This is a genomic window from Nonlabens tegetincola (assembly GCF_002954355.1).
Taxonomy (GTDB): domain Bacteria; phylum Bacteroidota; class Bacteroidia; order Flavobacteriales; family Flavobacteriaceae; genus Nonlabens; species Nonlabens tegetincola.
The window spans coordinates 167,888-188,620 of the sequence record NZ_MQVV01000010.1 but is presented as its reverse complement, the minus strand read 5'-3'; the positions used below and the strand labels follow the sequence as shown (position 1 = coordinate 188,620).

General features: G+C 36.1%; 22 protein-coding genes and 1 tRNA gene. 6 read left to right on the top strand and 17 right to left on the bottom strand.

The window, feature by feature from the left end; translation table 11 throughout:
- Window position 1 precedes the first annotated feature (1 nt).
- The 7 genes from BST93_RS01380 to BST93_RS01350 form a co-directional block, all read right to left on the bottom strand.
- On the bottom strand, window positions 2–1,594 hold the full coding sequence (locus BST93_RS01380) for a PAS domain-containing sensor histidine kinase (protein WP_105017805.1): 1,593 nt from the start codon (window positions 1,592–1,594) through the stop codon (window positions 2–4).
- The gene (locus BST93_RS01375) at window positions 1,595–2,134 is read right to left on the bottom strand and encodes a heme NO-binding domain-containing protein (protein WP_042276621.1); all 540 of its coding nucleotides are present in this window, start codon (window positions 2,132–2,134) and stop codon (window positions 1,595–1,597) included.
- A 2-nt stretch (window positions 2,135–2,136) separates the two neighbouring features.
- Window positions 2,137–2,553: a response regulator gene (locus tag BST93_RS01370; protein WP_042276618.1), complete on the bottom strand. Its 417-nt coding sequence runs from the start codon at window positions 2,551–2,553 to the stop codon at window positions 2,137–2,139.
- A gap of 246 nt (window positions 2,554–2,799) precedes the next feature.
- Window positions 2,800–2,873: transfer RNA gene (locus tag BST93_RS01365), tRNA-Ile, on the bottom strand.
- Window positions 2,874–2,945: 72 nt separating this feature from the next.
- Window positions 2,946–3,353 (bottom strand): methylmalonyl-CoA epimerase, encoded by a 408-nt coding sequence (gene mce / locus BST93_RS01360; protein ID WP_105017804.1) that lies wholly within the window; start codon window positions 3,351–3,353, stop codon window positions 2,946–2,948.
- Window positions 3,354–3,384: 31 nt separating this feature from the next.
- Window positions 3,385–3,999, bottom strand: a complete 615-nt coding sequence (locus BST93_RS01355) for a tetratricopeptide repeat protein (protein ID WP_105017803.1) — start codon at window positions 3,997–3,999, stop codon at window positions 3,385–3,387.
- Window positions 4,000–4,099: 100 nt separating this feature from the next.
- A complete protein-coding gene (locus BST93_RS01350) occupies window positions 4,100–6,241 on the bottom strand; it encodes a TonB-dependent receptor (RefSeq protein WP_105017802.1) in 2,142 nt (713 codons plus the stop codon).
- Window positions 6,242–6,489: 248 nt separating this feature from the next.
- On the opposite strand from BST93_RS01350, the gene BST93_RS01345 reads away from it, so the two are divergent.
- Together BST93_RS01345 and BST93_RS01340 are read left to right on the top strand one after the other, a co-directional pair.
- Window positions 6,490–7,245 carry an SDR family NAD(P)-dependent oxidoreductase gene (locus tag BST93_RS01345; RefSeq protein ID WP_042276612.1) on the top strand — a complete coding sequence of 252 codons (756 nt, stop codon included), beginning with the start codon at window positions 6,490–6,492 and terminating at the stop codon, window positions 7,243–7,245.
- 4 nt (window positions 7,246–7,249) lie between these two features.
- The gene (locus tag BST93_RS01340) at window positions 7,250–7,726 is read left to right on the top strand and encodes a regulatory protein RecX (RefSeq protein WP_105017801.1); all 477 of its coding nucleotides are present in this window, start codon (window positions 7,250–7,252) and stop codon (window positions 7,724–7,726) included.
- Here the strand turns inward: BST93_RS01340 and BST93_RS01335 are convergent.
- The 3 genes from BST93_RS01335 to BST93_RS01325 are packed head-to-tail and all read right to left on the bottom strand — an operon-like array spanning window position 7,716 to window position 10,855.
- A complete protein-coding gene (locus BST93_RS01335) occupies window positions 7,716–8,588 on the bottom strand; it encodes a cupin-like domain-containing protein (protein ID WP_042276609.1) in 873 nt (290 codons plus the stop codon). The two genes, BST93_RS01340 and BST93_RS01335, sit on opposite strands and share 11 nt — an antisense overlap.
- A gap of 45 nt (window positions 8,589–8,633) precedes the next feature.
- Window positions 8,634–9,926 carry a phenylacetate--CoA ligase family protein gene (locus BST93_RS01330; protein WP_105017800.1) on the bottom strand — a complete coding sequence of 431 codons (1,293 nt, stop codon included), beginning with the start codon at window positions 9,924–9,926 and terminating at the stop codon, window positions 8,634–8,636.
- An 11-nt stretch (window positions 9,927–9,937) separates the two neighbouring features.
- Complete coding sequence (locus BST93_RS01325) at window positions 9,938–10,855, bottom strand: DUF8457 domain-containing protein (RefSeq protein WP_258150455.1); 918 nt, start codon at window positions 10,853–10,855, stop codon at window positions 9,938–9,940.
- Window positions 10,856–10,904: 49 nt separating this feature from the next.
- Between BST93_RS01325 and BST93_RS01320 the strand changes: the two genes are divergently transcribed.
- The 3 genes from BST93_RS01320 to mscL all read left to right on the top strand — a co-directional run bounded on the left by BST93_RS01320 (window position 10,905) and on the right by mscL (window position 13,184).
- Window positions 10,905–11,549, top strand: a complete 645-nt coding sequence (locus BST93_RS01320) for a thymidine kinase (protein WP_060525037.1) — start codon at window positions 10,905–10,907, stop codon at window positions 11,547–11,549.
- On the top strand, window positions 11,539–12,651 hold the full coding sequence (gene alr / locus BST93_RS01315) for an alanine racemase (RefSeq protein ID WP_105017799.1): 1,113 nt from the start codon (window positions 11,539–11,541) through the stop codon (window positions 12,649–12,651). The genes BST93_RS01320 and alr overlap by 11 nt, the downstream gene beginning before the upstream one ends.
- Window positions 12,652–12,770: 119 nt before the next feature.
- The gene (mscL, locus tag BST93_RS01310; RefSeq protein WP_042276603.1) at window positions 12,771–13,184 is read left to right on the top strand and encodes a large conductance mechanosensitive channel protein MscL; all 414 of its coding nucleotides are present in this window, start codon (window positions 12,771–12,773) and stop codon (window positions 13,182–13,184) included.
- A 75-nt stretch (window positions 13,185–13,259) separates the two neighbouring features.
- Here mscL and hemB read toward each other — a convergent pair whose 3' ends face one another.
- Window positions 13,260–14,234, bottom strand: coding sequence for a porphobilinogen synthase (gene hemB, locus BST93_RS01305; protein ID WP_105017798.1), 975 nt, complete (start codon window positions 14,232–14,234; stop codon window positions 13,260–13,262).
- 262 nt (window positions 14,235–14,496) lie between these two features.
- Between hemB and BST93_RS01300 the strand changes: the two genes are divergently transcribed.
- Window positions 14,497–14,835 (top strand): single-stranded DNA-binding protein, encoded by a 339-nt coding sequence (locus BST93_RS01300; RefSeq protein ID WP_042276599.1) that lies wholly within the window; start codon window positions 14,497–14,499, stop codon window positions 14,833–14,835.
- A gap of 141 nt (window positions 14,836–14,976) precedes the next feature.
- Here the strand turns inward: BST93_RS01300 and bioB are convergent, their stop codons facing one another.
- Genes bioB through BST93_RS01270 form a run of 6 tightly spaced genes read right to left on the bottom strand, consistent with a single transcriptional unit; the run spans window position 14,977 to window position 20,709 of the window.
- Window positions 14,977–16,071 carry a biotin synthase BioB gene (gene bioB / locus BST93_RS01295; RefSeq protein ID WP_105017797.1) on the bottom strand — a complete coding sequence of 365 codons (1,095 nt, stop codon included), beginning with the start codon at window positions 16,069–16,071 and terminating at the stop codon, window positions 14,977–14,979.
- 52 nt (window positions 16,072–16,123) lie between these two features.
- Window positions 16,124–17,236: a beta-ketoacyl synthase N-terminal-like domain-containing protein gene (locus BST93_RS01290; RefSeq protein WP_105017796.1), complete on the bottom strand. Its 1,113-nt coding sequence runs from the start codon at window positions 17,234–17,236 to the stop codon at window positions 16,124–16,126.
- Between the two features lie 58 nt (window positions 17,237–17,294).
- Window positions 17,295–18,569, bottom strand: coding sequence for an adenosylmethionine--8-amino-7-oxononanoate transaminase (gene bioA / locus BST93_RS01285; protein WP_105017795.1), 1,275 nt, complete (start codon window positions 18,567–18,569; stop codon window positions 17,295–17,297).
- Window positions 18,566–19,183: a dethiobiotin synthase gene (gene bioD, locus BST93_RS01280; RefSeq protein WP_105017794.1), complete on the bottom strand. Its 618-nt coding sequence runs from the start codon at window positions 19,181–19,183 to the stop codon at window positions 18,566–18,568. Before bioD ends, bioA begins: the two co-directional genes overlap by 4 nt.
- Window positions 19,176–19,589 (bottom strand): hypothetical protein, encoded by a 414-nt coding sequence (locus tag BST93_RS01275; protein ID WP_042276588.1) that lies wholly within the window; start codon window positions 19,587–19,589, stop codon window positions 19,176–19,178. Before BST93_RS01275 ends, bioD begins: the two co-directional genes overlap by 8 nt.
- A gap of 4 nt (window positions 19,590–19,593) precedes the next feature.
- Entirely contained in the window at window positions 19,594–20,709 is a 1,116-nt protein-coding gene (locus BST93_RS01270; protein WP_105017793.1) for an aminotransferase class I/II-fold pyridoxal phosphate-dependent enzyme, read from the bottom strand.
- Window positions 20,710–20,733 lie beyond the last annotated feature (24 nt).

Genomic DNA, 20,733 nt, shown 5'->3' with positions numbered 1-20,733 from the left:
GTTATTTCTTTAAGGTAAAATAAAAAGTGGTTCCTTGATTAGGAATACTATCTAGCCATATTTCTCCACCATGTAAATTGACTATTTTTTTTACAATCGAAAGACCAATCCCTGACGAGTCTTTAGAGTGATGAAGAGCATGAAAAATTTTGAAGATTTTTTGATGATACTGCTCTTCAATTCCTATTCCATTATCCTTAACCGCAAACTCGTAAAAACTACCTTGATCTTTACAGCTAAGGGTAATAGTACCAAGATCTTTATCATTGTATTTAATGGCATTAGCAATTAAATTTTGGAATAATTGCTGTAGTTTAATTTTATCACCATTAATAATAGGGAATTTATTATTAATCTTGATTTGAATATGATCTGGAACGTAAATCATTTCGATTACCTCGCTTATTAAGCTTTCCAGATTCACTTTTTTAAAAGCTTCTACGTTTTTGTCTAAAACGCTATACTCGAGAATTCCACTAATTAATGATTCCATTTTTTCCAGAGTAGACTCAATCAACTCAATATTTTGAATGCTGGAATCATTTAAAATACCTTTATTGTCTTCTCTTAACCAAGATACCAATGCGTTAATACTACGCAATGGTGATTTTAAGTCATGAGAAACTATGTGAGCATATTCTTTTAACTCATTATTACTTTTTTCTAGACTTTTAACTAGATCTTCCTTTTGTAATTGAAGGTTCTTAAAATCTGTAATATCAAGATGAATTCTTATTGATCCTAATTGATTTCCTTTTACATCAACGTTTTTAATACCACTGGATAACCAATATTTAGTTTCTTGATTCTTGTTTTTAATTTTTAGTTCATAAGTATAAGATCCGTCATCAATAAGTTCTGTTTCATCGGGATTAAAAATTTTCTTTTCTGCATCAATTAAAAGAAAGTCTTTTCCATTTCTTCCGATAAGCTCTTCTTCTTGATAGCCAGTCATTTCAATGAATCTCCTATTTACTAGTTGAATTTCGTCGTTTGAGTTTACTTCAACTAGACCGATATTCATATTATCAATGATAGACCTATATTTTATTCTTTCAGCCTCAACAGCCTTTTGATAGGCCGCATCTAACGTAATATCGCGCACTATACCTTGTGCTGCAACAGGTTTACCTTCTTCGTTTTTGATAATACTAGCATTGATATGGACTAACCTAGTTTTTCCTGATTTAGTGTGGACGTGAATTTGAAAATTAGTAATAGAACCTTTGGTGATTAATTTGTTAAAGCCATTAGCAACATGGTCAAGATCATTGTCTTTTACTAACTCTAATAAACTAAATTCTTTTTCTTCATTATTCTGTTCCAATAACTCTATCGCAGAATCGTTCATTTTAAGGACCTTACCTTGTAGGTCCATAATAACATAAGCATCTACTATGTTTTCAAAAACGCCTTGTAACTGCGAGTTTTTTTCATAAATAAGCTTTTCAAGCTGTTGGTTACTACTCTTAAGTTCTTGAGTTAACTTATATAAATCTGCAGACTTTTCTTCTAGAATTTTTTCAGCTTGTTTACGGGCCATTTTTTCTCTAGATAAAGCCCTTTTTAATATGTCTATTTCGTTTTGTGACATTTAAGCATAGCTTATATCAAATCTTACTTCAGTTCCTAATTCATTGAGTTTATAGAACTCAATATTTACAGGAGTTTTAAACAGCTTGAATGTTTCTGTCATCAATCCTTTACAAAGCATATAGAGAGCCTTATCTGATTTGTAAATTATCTTCATTGAATCAGAATTTTTCTCTTGTATTTCAAAAGTAGGTAGTTGAGCTTCGGGATATATTTTTTTTACTTCAACATGAATGTGATTTTCGATAGAGGCTACGAGATCCATGGGGTCTTTATAGTGCTCTACGATATTGGGATGCATATTGATTAAGGCAGCAAACAAATGTTCTGCATAAACAAGTAGCAAATCATCTACAGAAATATTAGTGTTTTTACTTAAATGGGTAATGAGTTGTAACATTTCTGAAAACTCATAGGTCCCAACCGAGGTATATATACCTTGAGATTCCAATTCAGATTCATTGATAATGGTATCAACCATCGAGAGTCCGAATTTTTCTTCTACTAGTTCTAAAAATTCTGTGAATATGATTCCTTTCATTCTTATAAGGTGATTAGTTCATTTATACTCCAGTAAGATAAGAGTTTTTCCATTTTAAAAACGTAATCTTCATATTTTAAAGGTTTAAGAACATATCCTGCCACACCTATTTTATAACATTCCAATAGGTCACGATGATTACCCGATGTTGTAAGAACAATTACAGGAATGTAGCGCAATCTGTCATCGTTCTTTAACTTTTCTAAAAACTCAATACCATTAATTTTTGGCATATTTAGGTCTAATAAAATAATATCTGGTAAACTATCTTTTTTATTTAGAATATCTAAAGCTTCTTCACCATTACTGGCTTCTATGAGTTGATGTTTTATTTCTTGAGAGTTAATAACACGATTGACCTTCATCACTTCAATAGTATCATCTTCTAAAAGTAAAATTTTAAGGGAACGACCTTTCATAACGGTAAAATTGTGCAGCAAATTAGCATGTATGCTCAAAATCTCAGCTCTATTATCGATGACTACACTTTTAAGTGTCGACGGATGGCAGTTAAGTGTCGACGAATGGTTTTTCTCTTTGTGTAATGCATTAAGTCACCTTTTGTCTTTTACTAAATAGTACAGACGTAACGAGGTATAAACTAATTACATAAAGTATTGTAAAGCAAAAAAGCCACTCAGTAAACTGAATGGCTTTTCAAGTTGTGGGCCCACCTGGGCTCGAACCAGGGACTTTCTGATTATGAGTCAGATACTCTAACCAACTGAGTTATAGGCCCGAAAGAAGTTGTTTTATTTCTTTCTTCCTTTAAAAGGACTGCAAATTTAATCTATTTGTCGGTTGTAGCAAATTATTCTGTTATTTCTTGACATAATTCTACTAGAACACCATTACTGTCTTTTGGATGCAAAAACGCAATAAGCTTATTATCAGCACCTTTCTTAGGTTCTGCATTTAAAATAGTGAACCCTTCTTTTTTAAGCCTTTCTAGTTCTTCATAGATGTTTTCAACAGCAAAAGCCACATGATGTATTCCTTCTCCTCGTTTTGCAATGTATTTTGAAATAGCGCTGTCTTCATGCGTAGCGGCCAAAAGCTCAATTTTATTCTCACCGCTCATGAAAAAGCTAGTCATAACGTGCTCACTAGCTACTTCTTCTTGTTTATAAGGTTTTCTCCCTAATAACTTGGTATAGGTTTCGTTTGCTTTATCGAGATCCTTCACGGCTATACCTAAATGTTCAATTTTACCTAGCATAAAAGTTTTTTTCAAAAATAGTACATAAGTATTATTGACAATTTTTAAGCTGTTCAATAGTCCCTTCTTTTCCCCATCTAGGTGCATAACCATCTGGAGTTTCTTTTTCAAATAACTCAAGTGCGGTATCAAGTTGACTGCAGTAAGGTGTTATGTCTTTACCAAAAAACTTGGCACTACCTATTAACCATTGTGCCCTGCTAGTCACTACTCGTGGATTATTAGGTGTTAATTTCATAGCTTTCTCATAGATCGCTGTTACTTTAGGTGATAACTTCATACCATAAGTGCTACTATCCATGGTTATATAAGCAGTATAAAGTAGTGCTTGTAAAACCATAACCTCTGCATTATCCGGAGAAATTAATAAGGCATTATCAATTTGTTCTTGCGCTTTTTTCAAGTACAGTGCAGTTTGATCTTTTGGGTTTTGTCCCCAAGAACTATTTAAATAGCAAAATGCAGCATAATATGTTGGTAACCAATTTTCTTTTTCTACTCTCGCGATTTGTTCAAATTGTGGTGCGGCTTCAATCAAGTCTGTTTTCATCGAGGTGAATGCTTTGTTCATGGCTTTTTCATAAGGTGATTGAGCAATGACTTGTTGACTGATACATATTACTAGTAGTAAATAAAGAGTTTTCATAATGTTTTGTTTTTAAATATGATACAAGTTTATGTGTGAGTTCGCTTTCGCGAAAGCGTAATAAACCCAACTGTTATTTAACAGTACTGAGTTGTTGCTCTTATAAATTATCCAATTGATTATCGTTACCACCTATCGTCCAGAAAAATCCAAGGAAAATAAACCTATCCGCAGCTTGCCCTATGGTTCTACGGTCAAATTGCGCATTTGAGTTTTGTGTATTACTATATTGATAACCAAATACATTATCACGACCTAAAACGTTGCTTACAGATAGATATAAGATTTTTTGATCATCGATGAGGTAAGCCCAGCTCATATCTAAAGATTGAAATGATTTTGCCTTGCTGTTTTGAAATCCACTACTGTTGGGATCGGTATAAGGCCTACCACTTGCTAGATTGTAAGTAAGACCTAATTGAGACTTCCAATCTTCTACCCAATATTTAGTTACGATACTCAAATTATGATCGGTAGCAAAATTGGGAGTTGCCTGTTCAGGAAAGTTTCTAAATTGTCTTTCAGTGTCTAAATAACTATAACTTACCCAGTACTCAAGATTTTTCAAGCTTTTGTCATCTCTCCAAAATACGTCTAACCCTTGCGCATATCCATCACCAGTTGTATTAAATGAACTATTGATCTCTGGCATGCTCGTATCGTATCGTAATAACTGGTTATAGTTTTTACGATAAGCTTCAATACGTAGCATGCGGCCATTTTTCTTATATAAATAATTAGCTATAAAATGGGTTGCTCTTTGGTTATCTAGCCTTGGCTCATATTGCAAAGCTTGATCTGTTTGCGGTTGGTAAAAATCACCATAAGCGAGAGAGACCTGACTGTGATCAGTTAAACTGAGTGCTGCGCTCAATCTAGGTGAGACATTAACTTTTTGTAGGTGGTCATAATAATCGGCACGTACGCCTATCTTAAAGGCCAGGCTTTTATTGGCAAATATTTCAGATTCAGCATAGGCAGCAGTATTGGAAAAAGTGATCCCTGATTTAAAGCTTTCATTTGTTAATGCAACGTCTTGATTGGTGTTAATAGAAAACTGTTCTATACCATAACTCATATTAAAGTAATTGCTATACCGTTTATTTGTTTTTACTTTTAAATGGGTAGCATTTTGCTGTGTTCTAATTCTAGTTTCTGATATCTTTAATTGGTTGCGGTCATGGGATAAACTTGCTCCTGATTCTAATGACCACTCGTTACCTAATTCAACTTCATAATTTAAATTACCATAAAGATTGTTATTATTAAGGCCAAAGAAAATTCCATCTGGTAAATTAATGTCTTCTTGAATGAGACTAAAATCGGAATAGGAATAGGCTCCATAGGCTTTGAACAGGCCTTTGTTAGTTTTTTTACGATACACAGCTTCACCTGCGAGAGATTGATATGGGTCTTCAAACTGATTGTTTTGAGGGATGAGCTCGTTGTAAGGGCCTAGATTAAAGTAGGATGCGTTTACAGTAATACTTTCGTTATTCCAAATTTCTGTTCTACTAGCTGATGCTCCTACGGTCATGACAGATAAATCTGTGCGTTCCTCGAGCGGTAGATCGGTTGAGTTTAGAAGTAAAACTCCGCTCAGTGCATTACCAAATTCGGCACTGTAACCACCAGTGGAAAAAGAAATACCATCAAATAAGAAAGGGGAAAATCTACCACGAGTAGCAATGTTTCCTGTAACGGGTAAGAAAGGTTGAAAAACTCTACTACCATCGATGAAAATTTGTGTTTCATCAGCCTGGCCACCTCTTATGAATAAGCGTCCGTCATCTGGATTTGCGCTGGTTCCAGGAAGTGTTTGAAAAGCGCCTATAACATCTCCTAGCGCACCTGCAGTAGTAACAATGTCTAAGGGTTTTAAAGCGTTGGTTTTTGAATTATCTCCAGCACTAAAGCTGCCTGCACTAATCACAACCGTGTTAAGTGAATTCATGCTTTCGCGTAAGCGTACTTTGATTTCTTGCATTTGGCTTACGCTTGCGTTATGCCTAAACTCATCATATCCTATAAAAGTAATTACCAGGGTATGAGCACCTGTTTGGGTAGTGGTAAAGTTAAATACTCCATCCATGTTTGTAGTCGTTCCATCATAGGTGCCTTCTAAATAAACATTGGCACCTAGAACTGGTGTGCCATCTGGTTCTACAACTGTTCCTGTAATGCTGGTTTGGGATATTGATGATATACTAATAAAGAAAATGAGGTAATTAAGGATTTTCATGGTTTCAGTTTTTATTCTGATACAAAAGTGTGATTACCTTATGTGCACAAAGAATTGAGTTACCTGAAATGTGAAATCACATACCTCAACTGTCATTTTCTATTTTACTAGATGAAAGGGAAGATCTTTTCCAAACCTTTTTATCGGGAATGGCAAAACTTTATCTTTACCATATCCTTATTTAGTAGGATAATAGCTTTAATTATCCATTATATAGAATTTGAAAAAGGAAGTTTAAAACAAATTAAATGAAGACAGCTTTAATTACCGGTGCCACTAGTGGAATAGGACTAGCAACCGCCATTACGCTAGCAGAAAATGGTTTTTCACTTGTTCTATGTGGACGTAACACCCAAAAGTTAAATGAACTAGAGAAGGAATTAGGAGATCTCGTTCCAGTTACAACATTAAGTTTTGACGTACGAGATCAGGTGGCTGTCAACAAGGCAATAGCTAGTTTGACAAACGAGCCATTTGATTTTATTGATATTTTAATCAATAACGCTGGTAACGCTCATGGTCTTGATGCGATTGATCAAGGTTCAACTGAAGATTGGGACGCCATGCTGGATATTAACGTAAAGGGATTGCTCTATGTAAGCAAGGCTATTATACCACAAATGAGAGACGCAGGCCGTGGTCATATAATAAACATAGGATCTACCGCTGGTAAAGAGGTTTATCCAAAAGGGAATGTTTACTGTGGTAGTAAACATGCGGTTGATGCAATTACAACAGGAATGAGATTGGATTTAAATCCTTACGGTATTAGAGTAGGAGCTGTGAACCCAGGATTAGTAGAAACAAATTTTAGCAAGGTGAGGTTTAAAGGCGATACTAATCGAGCCGATCAGGTCTATAAAGGTTACATGCCTTTACAACCAGAAGACGTGGCAGATGCTATTTTGTTTGCAATCACAAGACCACCACATGTAAATATTGCCGATCTTACCATGATGTGCACAGCGCAGGCCAGCAGTACCATAGTGAAAAAAGAAATATAGTTTTATGAACCCTACACACGGTTCTTTTACTGTTGAAGAGGCAAAACGCACTCTAGAACGATACTGTGCTTATCAGGAACGTTGTCACAAGGAAGTAGTTGAAAAGTTAAGAAAAATGAACATGATTCAACTCGCAATCGATGAGGTGGTTGGTCATTTGATAGAACACGATTTTTTGAATGAAACTAGGTTTGCAAGTGCTTTTGCCAGAGGCAAGTTCAGAATTAAAAGTTGGGGAAAACAACGAATTATCAGAGAGCTCAAAATGCGAGGTCTTAATGATAGAACCATAAAGGTTGGACTCCAAGAGATTGAACCAGAGGATTATTACCATGTATTTGATACGCTTTCGCGAAAGCGTAATAACCAACTTAAAGAGAAGGATAAATATAAAAGACGTAAAAAACTTGCTGATTACCTACTTTACCGAGGATGGGAAAGTAATTTGGTATATGAGAAAATTCAAGAACTTATACCTTGATCCCTAATTTTTTATGAGTACGTACGATGGCTTGCTCGTTTTTATAATCTATCCATTCTTGACCTTTACGCCTGCGCATGAAGTTGTCATAGTGTCTCATGATAAGCAGATTATAAAGAGCTTTTCCTAGATTTTTAATTTTTCTAGGGTAACTGCGCAAGCTTATTGAAAACCCTGGTGTTAAATAGTGCATGTAATGCCAGTAACCTTCTGGCATATATAACATTTCACCATGATTGAGCTCACATACATACCCTTGTGCTTGCTTAAGCGCTGGCCACTTATCAAAATCAGGATTTGTAAAATCGATATCTTCTCTAGAAATTAAAGAATGAGGAACTCTATATAAATACTTTGATTGATCAGGTGGTAGAATTATACAACGTTTTTTACCGTGAAAATGAAAGTGTAAAATGTTTGTAAAGTCTATATCAAAATGCATAAACACTTTTGAATCGGTCCCACCAAAGAACATCATGGGTAGACCTTTAATCAACTTTAAGCCAATGTCTGGAAATTTAAAGTCTTTTTGTAAGGCAGGTACTTCTTTAAGAATGTTATAAAGAAATATTCTGAAATTGGTAGGTTTTTCAAGTAACAGATCTATATAATCTGTCATTTTCATTTCTGCATGAGCTTGATTAAAACCTTCATCATGTCGTACAGGTCTGTCATCGTAAAGTGGCACAGTCTGATCGCCAGCCATTTTACGTATGTATTCTAGATTCCACTTTTCATATGCAGGCCAGTCCTCTGTAAGTTGTTCAATTACAACTGGTTTTTGAGGTTTTAAATAATACTTTATAAAATCTGCTTTACTAAGTGTTTTTACTCTCGGTATTTGTTCTAGATTAAGTCCCATAGCAACGGACAAAAGTAAGAAATAACATTGAATAAAAAGGACAGGCTAAATACTGTGAACGTTGCTTATAAATTGTTTTAATTTTCCTCGTGTACTACGATCTAGAAATTCTTTTTTTGTGAAAATTACAGATAAACCAGGTTCTAAATATTCATCCATAGAGCGCTGAATGTTACTTTTCAATGAATCAGACAATTCGTTTTTACTCACATATTGGATCTCAAATTCACTAGGAGTTGTTTGAATTACAATAAATTCTAGAATATCAGAATCTGTATTAATAATACTTTTTGTAACGTAGTAAAAGGTAAGGCCTGGCACAACCTTGCCGCTTGGTAACCTAGCTACATCGCTTGTTCTACCTTGTAATTGTTTTAAAATTAACTTACCACTAGAATGGGTTTCAATACTACCTATATCGCCTATTTCATAGCGTATCATAGGATGTGCCTTGTTATATAAATCGGTGATTAATATACGTCCAGTTTGACCTGGTAGAACTGATTTGTTGTTATCGTCAACTACTTCAATAAATAGATTGTTATTATTAAGTACAAACAGGTTGTTTGAATTCTCCATAGCAATCAATCCAACTTCACTAGCGCCATACTCATTAATAATAGGAATACCTAAACCCTTTTCTAGCGTTATTCGATCATCAGGAAACAACATTTCACTAGTAACAATACACGCTTTTAGAGTAGGGCATATATTTTTTAATACCTGATTGTTATTGATACAATATTGTGCAAGTAATAAAATGCTACTCGTATAACCATTGATGTATTGAAAGGGAGATTTTTTGAATCTATCTATAAAATACTCAAGGACCTCTTCATTAAGATTGAAAATAGGAAATCGCTTGCGCTGGCTTACATAGTCTTTTAATAGTTCAATATACCTAGACTTGCCACTTAAAGGTATCCCATAAAACCTAGCTTGATAATCTTTATCTAGGTTTATATCATGTTCATTATAAGCATTAAAAAAAGCTGCCCAAGTGATGGCATGGGCATATTTGTCCTTGGCAAAATAAAAAGGATGACCACTGCTACCGCTAGTTTTTCCTTTAAATAGTTTTTTGTATCCTGGTGTTATTCTTTTTTCAAGCGGTTGTTGTAGATCTCTTTTAGTGAGAATAGGTAATGAATCCCATTCATTACTTTGAGTTATAGAAGAATAAAATGGATTATGTGTAATATGGTGCGCTACTATTGCTGCTTTTCTATCCTCAATTTCTTGAACTGTACTTTTTAATAATAGAGCATACTCTAGCTTAGCTTGTTCTATATCATATCCTTGTAAGCTTAAGGTTTTAGAGAATAAGGGTAACGGCAAAATATGATTTTTTAGAAACTGCGTTCTACTATTTCAAGAAAACGCTGTTCATACGGTTCCTTACCTGACCAATTGTTATAATCTGGTTTAACCATAGTATTAATAAATTGTAAGGCTTGATCATAACTAGGAATCGTATTCAATTGAGAGACCACACGATTAAAATCTTGATCACTTCCACCAAATAAATGTTTAACAAATCCTAACCTATCGTTCATCCCTATTTTCATTCCAGCATTTAATCGCTCATTTAATGACTTGGGTTTATCTTCATTAGTGTCGTTGACCTTACGCTCAAATACTGGCATTTCTTTAAAGTCTGCAGTGATTTCTTCAAAATCATTCTTCATGTATTTTTGAGTGTCTGGCAGCTCTATTTCTACTTCAGGAACTTCATCGGGCATTTCTTCTACCATTTTATGGATAGTTTTAATACCAGGTAAATCCATCTCTTCACGGGTGTCTTCATCAACAGGAACAAATAAATCACTCAAATCATTACTGGCAAATACATGATCTTCATTCTCATCGGCATAGTTATCAATAACAGCATCCTCTTCAACTTCATTTTGTAGGTTAGATGTAGAATCCTGATCATTAATAACAGCGACTGTATTTTCTTCAACAAAATTTTCACTATTACTAGATAGGTTTACAGTTTCTTCATCCGTAGTAACACTATCTGTAGGTGAGGCAGCTTTGATTTTTTCAGAAGAATTATTACCAGATAAAGAACCAGCATCTAAATTCTCTTGTACAAATGCTAGTACACTTAATTTTTCATACAATTCTCTCGCTTCACTTTTAAGCTGGAGCACATCTTCTTTATTCTTCATTTGTAAAATGCGGTGCGCAATACTTGTAAGTTGTGCTACTATTTTCTTTTCCATGCTATCTTCTGCCTGTAGTTTATTTGTATTTTTGGGCATGAGCAAGTATCTTGACAAGCTCACTTTTTTAACGCCTGTAAATTACAAAATGTTTCTAGAAAATACGGTAAATCATAAAGAACAGTTTGGCTGGATTGAAGTCATTTGTGGCTCAATGTTTTCTGGAAAAACAGAAGAGCTTATTAGAAGACTTAAAAGGGCTCAATTTGCTAAACAGAAAGTAGAAATCTTTAAACCGGCAGTTGATGTACGCTATGATGAAGAAATGGTCGTTTCACATGATGCCAATGAAATTCAAAGCACACCGGTTCCTGCTGCCGCAAATATTCCTTTACTAGCTATGAATTGCGATGTTGTAGGGATCGATGAAGCGCAATTCTTTGATAACGAGATTGTAAAAGTATGCAATGATCTAGCTAATAGTGGAATAAGAGTTATTGTTGCAGGATTAGACATGGATTTCAAAGGCAATCCATTTGGTCCCATGCCAGCTCTTATGGCAACCGCCGAATACGTGACTAAAGTACACGCAGTTTGTACTCGCACGGGTAATCTTGCTCAATACAGCTATCGTAAAACTGCCGATGATGACGTAGTCCTTTTAGGGGAACATCAAGAATATGAGCCTTTAAGTCGCGCGGCTTATTACAAAGCAATGCTCGAGGATAAAGTAAAACGCATACCAGTCAAAGATCCAGAATCAATCTCTTCAAAATCAACCAATGATTCATAGAGGAACAAGACTTGTTGTAAACCTTGCTGCACTTGAGCACAACTACAAGTACTTACGTAGTAAAACAAGTGACAGCACCTTGTTTATGGCTGTAGTGAAAGCACAGGCCTATGGTCACGGTCTAGTCCCAGTGGCTCAAAAATTACAAGAATGTGGTGTGAACTATTTTGCTGTTGCCTATGTTGACGAGGCAGTTGAATTGCGCAACAACGGAATCACAACACCTATTTTAGTATTACACGCGCAGCAACACAACCTACCAGATTGTATAGATAGGTGCATAGAACCTGTGATTTACAGCAAGGAAATGTTGGAGGATTTTTACGCTTTCGCGAAAGCGAAACACCAGACCAACTATCCTGTTCACCTTGAATTTAATACGGGTCTAAATCGTATAGGAATTGATGCTGAGGAACTTGATGCTATTCTAGGAATGCTTAATAAGCAGGATCACTTAAAAGTTAAAGGATTGATGTCTCATCTAGCAGCTAGTGAAGATTTAGAGGAAATTACCTTCACTCAAAAGCAAATAGATACATTTACTGAATTAGCTAAAAAGGCTGAATCGGTATTGGGGTATGATTGTGTAAAACATCAATGTAATACTAGTGGCATATTAAATTTTCCAAATGCCCATTTTGACATGGTGCGATCTGGAATAGGTTTGTATGGTTACGGTAACGATAAGAAGTATCAAGACAATTTTAAACCTGTAGGAACCCTTAAATCGGTGGTCTCACAGGTGAGGTCTATTAAAAAAGGCGAGAGTATAAGTTATAATAGATCCCACCATGCTTCAAAGGACATGACATACGCCGTAATACCTCTAGGTCACGGTGATGGTATGAAAAGAGTTTACGGCTATGGTGGCGCTTTTGTCTACATAAATGGAAAGCCAGCACGCACTCTAGGTATAATTTGTATGGACATGTTCATGGTAGATGTAACGGATATTCCTTGTAAACGAGGTGATGAGGTTATTATCTATGATAACGAACATAATGCCCAAGAAATGGCCGAAGAAGTAGGGATTATTTCTTATGAATTAATAACAGGTATTCAGGCACGTGTTCCAAGAGTCTACATTGAGGAAGGTGTTTAAGCGGTATATATTGTATTTTATCGATAAAATGTAACATCGGTTACTTTTTTTTCTTAAAAAAACCTTAATTCTAAGACTAATGCTAATTTTGCGGTAGTTAACCTTAAAAATATAAAACAATGCTTAAAGAGTTTAGAGATTTTATTATGACAGGTAATGTCATAGATCTTGCAGTAGCGGTAATTTTAGCTGGTGCAATGGGACTAGTAATCAATGGTTTTGTAAGTGATATTATGATGCCAGTTGTAGGTCACTTTGCTGGTGGTCAAGATTTTTCAGAGTTCAAAGTAGTTCTTGCAGATGCTGTTGTAGCAGCCGATGGAACTGTTGAAAAACCAGAAAACGCTATCCTTTATGGAAAGTGGATCAACGCTATCATTAATTTGATTACTGTAGGTTTTGTTCTTTTCCTAATCGTAAAAGCTTATAACAAAACTAAAAAGCCGAAAGAAGAGGCTCCAGCTGCTCCAGCAGGTCCTACGCAAGAAGAATTACTTGCTGAAATACGTGATGTATTAAAGTCAAAGAACTAGATTCTTTAATCGTAAAATAGGAAAGCCGCTATCTAAACAGATAGCGGCTTTTTTTATTTGGTTTTACTCTAAATATTAGGATAATAAACGCACTACATCTTTTGCAAAGTAACTTGCGATTAAATCTGCACCTGCTCTTTTAATTGCGGTAACTTGTTCCATCATAACAGCATCATGATCTAACCAGCCTTGTGCTACAGCAGCTTTGAGCATTGAATATTCACCACTCACTTGATAGACACTTATAGGTACTTCGATTTCATTTTTCAGGTCACGCACGATATCTAAATAGCACAAACCTGGTTTAACCATAACGATATCTGCTCCTTCATCAATATCCATTAGTGTTTCTCTAATCGCTTCGGTTCTGTTAGCTGGATCCATTTGATAGGTTTTTTTATCACCAAAACCAGGAGCACTATCAAGAGCATCTCTAAAAGGACCATAAAACGCACTAGCATATTTTGCAGAATAACTCATTATACCTGTGTTTTTATAACCTTCTTCTTCCAGTGCTTCACGCAAATAGAGAATACGACCATCCATCATGTCGCTAGGAGCAACCATATCGGCACCAGCTGCGGCATGTGAAACAGCCATTTGGGCAAGAACATCACAGGTCTCATCATTTATCACGTACTGATCCTTTACAATACCATCATGCCCGTAACTAGAATAAGGATCAAGAGCTACATCTGTCATTACGTACATATCAGGAACAGCGTTTTTAACGGTTTTGATAGCTCGCTGCATTAATCCATCTTTATTTATGGCCTCGGTACCTTTATTGTCTTTGAGATTGTCGGGTACTTTTACAAAAAGAAGCACCGATTTTAATCCCATTTCCCACAACGATTTTACTTCATTTTCTAGTAAATCAAGACTATAACGGTAATAATCTGGCATTGATGCAATTTCCTCTTTAACACCACTACCTTCAACAACGAAAAGAGGAACGATAAAATCGTTTGGTGAAATGAGAGTCTCGCGAACTAAGGATCGTACTGCATGATTAAAGCGTAATCTCCTGTTTCTTCTTAATGGGTACATACAAAACGTTTAATGTCATTGCAAAGATAGGCTAGATAATTACAGCGGTAAAGTCATTTATAATTCATTAAAAGATTGAATGGTCTGTGTATTCTGCAAGGTGAAATCTAGTGATTAAACGTTTACAAACGTAAATAAACGAAAGCAATCATTTAAAATACTTATAGACTTTCGTTATCATCTCATATTTGCATCGTCAACAGTTCACAAGGTTACTGCAATGACAACAAGATTTTTTTTAAACCATACAAACTAATTTATTATGAGTAATTTATCAAACAAAGTACAACTTATCGGAAACCTAGGTCAAGATCCAGAAATCATTAACTTAGAAAGTGGTTCGCAAATCGCAAAATTCTCTTTGGCAACTACAGATCGCTACACTAACAAAATAGGCGAGAAAGTAACTGATACACAATGGCATCGCATTGTCGCTTATAACGGGACTGCCAAAATTATTAATGAATACGTAAAAAAAGGAAACCGAATAGGAATAGAAGGTAAGCTGACTACTCGTGCTTGGGAAGACAAAGACGGTATTAAACGATATACAACTGAGGTTGTTTGTAACGAGGTATTGCTTTTAGGAAGTAAGAACTAGTCGTTATATGGAGTACCGTCAGGGAATGAGGTATTTTCAAAGGGTCTTACTTTTTCAGTAAGGCCTTTTATTTATTTACGTAATTAAAAACCCCATGCTATTACTTTTAATAGCATGGGGTTTTAAAATTACATCTATGTTTTACTTGGCTATCTTGGCAGCTGCTTTTGCTTGTTCATTTCGGTCGATTTTATGACCAGGACGAGACCATTTAGGCTTTTCACCTAGATCTTTATATCGTGAATATTGAGCCTCAACTGTTTCAGGTTGTGCTTTTTTCACAAAAGGTTTCATAGGTTGTAATCCTAGCATTTCAAACATCTTCATGTCTTCATTCACATCTGGGTTAGGTGTGGTTAACAGTTTATCACCAGCAAAAATTGAATTAGCACCAGCAAAGAAACACATAGCTTGTCCTTCACGGCTCATACTTGTTCTACCAGCACTCAATCTTACTTGTGTTTGTGGCATAACTATACGAGTAGTAGCAACCATTCGAATCATTTCCCAGATAGAAACAGGTTCCTGCTCTTCAAGCGGTGTTCCTTCAACAGCTACAAGGGCATTGATAGGTACACTTTCCGGTTGCGGACTTAACGTTGCAAGTGCTACAAGCATTCCTGCTCGATCTTCTATGGATTCACCCATTCCTATAATTCCACCACTACAAACAGTTACGTTAGTTTTACGCACGTTGTCAATAGTGTCCAGTCGATCTTGGTAGCCTCTTGTACTTATTACCTCTTCATAATATTCTTCACTACTATCAAGATTGTGATTATATGCATACAATCCAGCCTCAGCCAGACGTTTTGCCTGATTCTCCGTAATCATTCCTAGAGTACAACATACTTCCATATCTAGTTTATTGATGGTGCGCACCATCTCTAGAACTTGATCAAATTCTGGTCCATCCTTAACATTACGCCATGCAGCTCCCATACAAACTCGAGAACTTCCTCCAGACTTTGCACGTAAGGCTTGTGCCTTTACTTGCTGCACACTCATGAGGTCGTTTCCTTCAATGTCAGTGTGGTATCTTGCTGCTTGTGGACAATATCCACAATCTTCAGGGCAACCACCTGTTTTGATGGATAGTAATGTAGATACTTGTACTTGATTAGGATTGTGATGTTGCCTATGAACACTTGCTGCTTCATAAAGCAACTCCATCATAGGTTTGTTATATATTTCTAGAATCTCTTCCTTAGTCCAATTATGTTTCATGGTCTTCATTTATCAAGGGTAAAAATACACTTTATCAGTTGAACAGCCTTGACAGGCATGTTTACTTTAGTTTTTCAATTAATAAACTTACTGCATTACCACCAAAACCAGTTGCATTTACCAGAATTTTTTGTGCAGTATTAATCTTATGATTGTTCAAGTATGGTGGTGATACAATACATTGCTTTTCTAGCATTTCAATTGCCATACACACGCTTAATGCACCGCTTGCTCCTAGCGAATGTCCAACTTGCCATTTATTGTTACACAGTATCGGAGTCGTGCTACCAAAGAGTTTTTTAATAGCATTAAGTTCTGCACGGTCACCTTTTATCGTACCAGGAGCATGTGTGATCACTGCGTCGATATCATTTAATGGAGTTTTTCCTATAGCCTGCTTCATTGATTCTTGCAAACATGTACCTGTGTCTGATACGGATGTAGCGCTGGTTAAGGGCTCTATAGCAGTACCATATCCAGTGATTGCAATGTTAGTATTCTCTTGCTTTTTTGAAAGTAGTAATAGGGCAGCAGCTTCACCTAAAATCATACTATTTTCTTTTTTATCAACGTCCAGTGCTTTACATGGATATTCATCATCAATAGCTTCACTATAGATGCGCAACGCTTTCATTTGTGCTATGGTGAATTCTGTTAATGGGGCCTCGCTACCACCAGCAATAACTTGTTGTGCCATTCCGCTTTCTAACCACGCGATACCATTGACAATAGCATGCGATGCGGTAGCGCAGGTAATACTGTGTGACATTGCCATTCCCTTAAGATCTAAATCCTGTGCCACCCAGCTAGAAATATTACCCAATGTAGTGAGTGGTGAGGTAGGAGTAGGAACAGTTCCGCTTTCGCGAAAGCGAGAATAAAAATTTTCCCATAGTCCTGTAGCGCCACGACTACTGCCTATATTCACAGCAGTTTGTGTATTATTAACTCCTAAATCCTGCGCGCAGAGTAAAGCTAATTGAACACTACGATCTAAATTCTTGTAGGAAGAATGAGTTTCTAGAAAGCTTTGTAACCGCTCCTCATCTTTAGGATTAATACGGCTTACCAATGCGTTATTCTCTACAGTAAATTGAGCGTGTTGCGGTTGTATAGTAAAACTATCAACTGCAGCAATAAATGCAGATTTCTGTATGAAAATGGGTGATTTCAACAATGTAAATTTGTTTAAGGGCAAAAATCGGTAATAAACCCGACATTGCTGTTGAATTCTAGAATTCGTTTAGGAATTGCAGCATAGTTTCATGTAAGGATTTTAACTGCTCGGGCGATGTCGTAAAAGGCGGAACAATATAAATAGTATTGCCTAGTGGTCTCAAAAACACACCGCGATCCCAAAACCATTTAAACATTTTATCCCTTTGATTTCCGTAACGCTCCATTTTAATTGCAAGGTCCATTGCTAGTATTACTCCTTTACTGCGCGCATTACTCACTCGTGAATGGCTGGATAAAACATGTTTAAATTCTAGGTTTTTATTTGTAATATAATCTATATTCTGTTGAATGGAATTACTGGTCAATTGATCGATTGCTGCCGCAGCAACTGCACAGCCTAATGGATTACCACTGTAAGTGTGGCCGTGAAAAAGACCACGAGCCATTACATCATCATAAAAAGCGTCAAACACTTGCTGCGTGCATGTTGTTATTGCCATAGGCATAACTCCACCAGTTAAAGCTTTTGATAGACACATGATATCAGGCTTTTGATCTATTTGATCGCTTGCAAAATAAGTTCCTGTTTTACCAAAACCTGTCATTACTTCATCGGCTATGGTAATGATTCCTTGTTGCTTGCACAATTCTATTACCTGAGACAAAGCAGCTGCATCGTTAAGTTGCATTGCAGCCGCACCTTGGACAAGTGGTTCATAAATGAAACTTGAAATTCGGTTATTCTCTATAAGGTCTTTTAATGAATTGAGAATTTGTTCAACATTGTTTTCCGTGGGAGCAGGAATGCGAATTACCTCAATAAAGAAATCTTCAAATGGTCCGTTGTATACCGATAATCCCGAGGCGCTCATAGCACCAAAGGTGTCTCCATGAAAACCATTCTCTAGCGCGATGACTACATTGCGTTTTTCTCCTTGATTGTAGTGAAATTGAAAAGCCATTTTTAGAGCTATTTCAACGCTGGTCGATCCGTTTTCTGAGAAAAAAAGTTTCTCTTGATTATCAGGTAAGATATTTATTAAGCTTTTGCTTAATCTAGCAACCGGTTCATGTGTCATACCTGCAAAGACCACATGGTGTAGTTTATCAACTTGGTCTTTTAATGCCGTTGTTAATGCTGGATTCACATGTCCATAACTACAGGTATACCAACTTGAAATAGCATCAAAATAAGCCTTGTTCTCAAAATCATACAAATAATTTCCTTGCGCCCGTTCAATAGGAAGTGGATTACCTGCTGTCTTGTGCTGTGTAAGTGGATGCCAAACGTGTGCCTGATCGAGGGCTTTTATTTGTTCTTCTCTCATAAAGAGTGTAACGTCTCTTTAAATTCTTGTGCGTATTGATTAATAATTTGCTTATTAATCTCATTTTCTTTTTTCAAATGGCCCAAAGTAGGCACACCAGTCATTTTTTCAATAACCTCGATGGTACCATCCAAATCCACGTGGTTATATATGATTCCAGAACATGTTAATCCTCGTGATTTTAAACTTTCAACAGTAAGCAAGGTGTGATTGATACTTCCTAAATATCCTGAGCTCACTACTATGATTTTGTCATCTGGCAAAATTAAGTCGGCGATGGTTTGATCTTGATTAAGAGGAACTAGTAACCCACCAGCACCTTCAATGACTAAATGATTGTTAGTGTGTGGTCGTTTGATTTGTTGTAAATCTATAAGTACACTATCAATTTCGGCAGATTTATGAGGACTCATAGGTGTATTTAAACGGTATGATTCTTCATGAAAATAACTTTGGTCGTTGTCTACAAGCGAGGCAACGGTTCCTTTATCTGTTGTGTCTAGACCGCTTTGTACTGGTTTCCAATAATCGGCTTTTAAGGCTTGTGTAACTATAGCTGCAACTACTGTCTTTCCTACATCTGTTCCTATTCCGGTAATAAAATAGCTACCCATTTATATCAAATTTATGATTGCAATTTCTGCAAACATAGTGCTCGCTGCTCGTAAAGGGAAAAATGCTCAGGTATATTGCTGTTATTGTTTCCTTAAAATTAGTTGCGGTGTGCACATCATGCTGTTCCCTAACTTGTCTTTTTTTACAGTTTGGGCATTTTATTAGTTGCGTTACAGTAGATAAAATTTCAGGATTTACTGTTTCAATTATATTAATGGCTTTAAGATATTCCTCGCGGTAAACATCCATTTTAATTCCTCCTATAGCATTTGTAGCAAATGGATCGGTGGCGATGGTAAATTCATCTCTTAGAATTACAGTAACGCCTTCACTCTCCAGCTTGCTTTTGATCACAGCGGCATCGGCTGGATATGAGAAGATAGCAACTGTTTTAAATTTACTCATCTACTCAAATGTTTTTGGCAAGTAGTTGTAACAAATCTTGCATTTCGTTTTTAGTGTTAAAGGAGTGCAGGCAAATACGCAACCTCTCTTCTCCTTTAGGAACTGTAGGTGATAGTATGGCTCTTACATCAAAACCTTTTGCTTGTAATACACTAGAGAGTTGTTTTACTTTATGGTTATCTGGTATAATACATATTTGTATAGGTGTTACGCTTTCGCGAAAGCGTAATCTCAATCCCATTCTAACTATACATTTATTGAAAAACGCAATGTTTTCTTGCAGTTGTATAACGATTTCAGGTTGGTCTTGTAATTTTTTATAAGCCGATTGTATATAAGCAATTGCGTGCGGTGGAATAGCCGTAGTATAAATGAAAGGTCGAGAATAGTTTATTAAATATTCTTTGAGATCCTCACTACCTAGAACTGCTGCGCCGTGTGCGCCCATAGCTTTTCCATAGGTGATGATGCGTGCAAAAATAGCGTTATGCAAGTTTAAAGACTGCGCAAGTCCTTCTCCTTGATTTCCATGAACTCCTAGACTATGAGCCTCATCTAGGATGAGGTGAGCATTTTTAAATGAGGCAGTAATTTCTATTAACCTAGCAAGATCGGGTGAATTACCATCCATAGAAAACACGGATTCGGTAAGGATGTAAACCTCTCGATCTAGTCCATCATGAAACTTCTCAAGTAAAATTTTAAGATGATCTAGATCGTTATGTTTGAACTTAAGTGCCTTGGCTTTAGAAAGCTGTATTCCATCTCTTATACTAGCATGAACTTTTTCATCATACAGAATAAGATCCATACGATCTGTAAGTGATGAAATTACTCCTAGATTTGCATCATAACCTGAGTTGAAAAGCAATGCTGCCTCAACATCATGAAAGGCTGCAATTTGTTGTTCTACTTGTGTGTGGAATTGACTGTGACCCGTTATCAATCTAGAGCCTGTCGATCCTGATGGAAAATGTTTATGTTCTATTTTAAGAGAGTTGGAAAAGCCTAGATAGTCATTTGAGGCAAAATCAATTTTCTCATGAACCTCGCTTAATTTCCTTAGACTTCCTGAAAAATGCCTGAGTCCAATTTTACGATAAAGTTTATCTGGTAACACGTTATAAATGTAAGGATTAAACGT

Bases quoted from the DNA above. Each gene is read 5' to 3' on its own strand.
- BST93_RS01380 (WP_105017805.1), bottom strand. From the start codon at position 1,594: ATGTCACAAAACGAAATAGACATATTAAAAAGGGCTTTATCTAGAGAA.
- BST93_RS01375 (WP_042276621.1), bottom strand. From the start codon at position 2,134: ATGAAAGGAATCATATTCACAGAATTTTTAGAACTAGTAGAAGAAAAA.
- BST93_RS01370 (WP_042276618.1), bottom strand. From the start codon at position 2,553: ATGAAAGGTCGTTCCCTTAAAATTTTACTTTTAGAAGATGATACTATT.
- mce (WP_105017804.1), bottom strand. From the start codon at position 3,353: ATGCTAGGTAAAATTGAACATTTAGGTATAGCCGTGAAGGATCTCGAT.
- BST93_RS01355 (WP_105017803.1), bottom strand. From the start codon at position 3,999: ATGAAAACTCTTTATTTACTACTAGTAATATGTATCAGTCAACAAGTC.
- BST93_RS01350 (WP_105017802.1), bottom strand. From the start codon at position 6,241: ATGAAAATCCTTAATTACCTCATTTTCTTTATTAGTATATCATCAATA.
- BST93_RS01345 (WP_042276612.1), top strand. From the start codon at position 6,490: ATGAAGACAGCTTTAATTACCGGTGCCACTAGTGGAATAGGACTAGCA.
- BST93_RS01340 (WP_105017801.1), top strand. From the start codon at position 7,250: ATGAACCCTACACACGGTTCTTTTACTGTTGAAGAGGCAAAACGCACT.
- BST93_RS01335 (WP_042276609.1), bottom strand. From the start codon at position 8,588: ATGGGACTTAATCTAGAACAAATACCGAGAGTAAAAACACTTAGTAAA.
- BST93_RS01325 (WP_258150455.1), bottom strand. From the start codon at position 10,855: ATGCCCAAAAATACAAATAAACTACAGGCAGAAGATAGCATGGAAAAG.
- BST93_RS01320 (WP_060525037.1), top strand. From the start codon at position 10,905: ATGTTTCTAGAAAATACGGTAAATCATAAAGAACAGTTTGGCTGGATT.
- alr (WP_105017799.1), top strand. From the start codon at position 11,539: ATGATTCATAGAGGAACAAGACTTGTTGTAAACCTTGCTGCACTTGAG.
- mscL (WP_042276603.1), top strand. From the start codon at position 12,771: ATGCTTAAAGAGTTTAGAGATTTTATTATGACAGGTAATGTCATAGAT.
- hemB (WP_105017798.1), bottom strand. From the start codon at position 14,234: ATGTACCCATTAAGAAGAAACAGGAGATTACGCTTTAATCATGCAGTA.
- BST93_RS01300 (WP_042276599.1), top strand. From the start codon at position 14,497: ATGAGTAATTTATCAAACAAAGTACAACTTATCGGAAACCTAGGTCAA.
- bioB (WP_105017797.1), bottom strand. From the start codon at position 16,071: ATGAAGACCATGAAACATAATTGGACTAAGGAAGAGATTCTAGAAATA.
- bioA (WP_105017795.1), bottom strand. From the start codon at position 18,569: ATGAGAGAAGAACAAATAAAAGCCCTCGATCAGGCACACGTTTGGCAT.
- bioD (WP_105017794.1), bottom strand. From the start codon at position 19,183: ATGGGTAGCTATTTTATTACCGGAATAGGAACAGATGTAGGAAAGACA.
- BST93_RS01275 (WP_042276588.1), bottom strand. From the start codon at position 19,589: ATGAGTAAATTTAAAACAGTTGCTATCTTCTCATATCCAGCCGATGCC.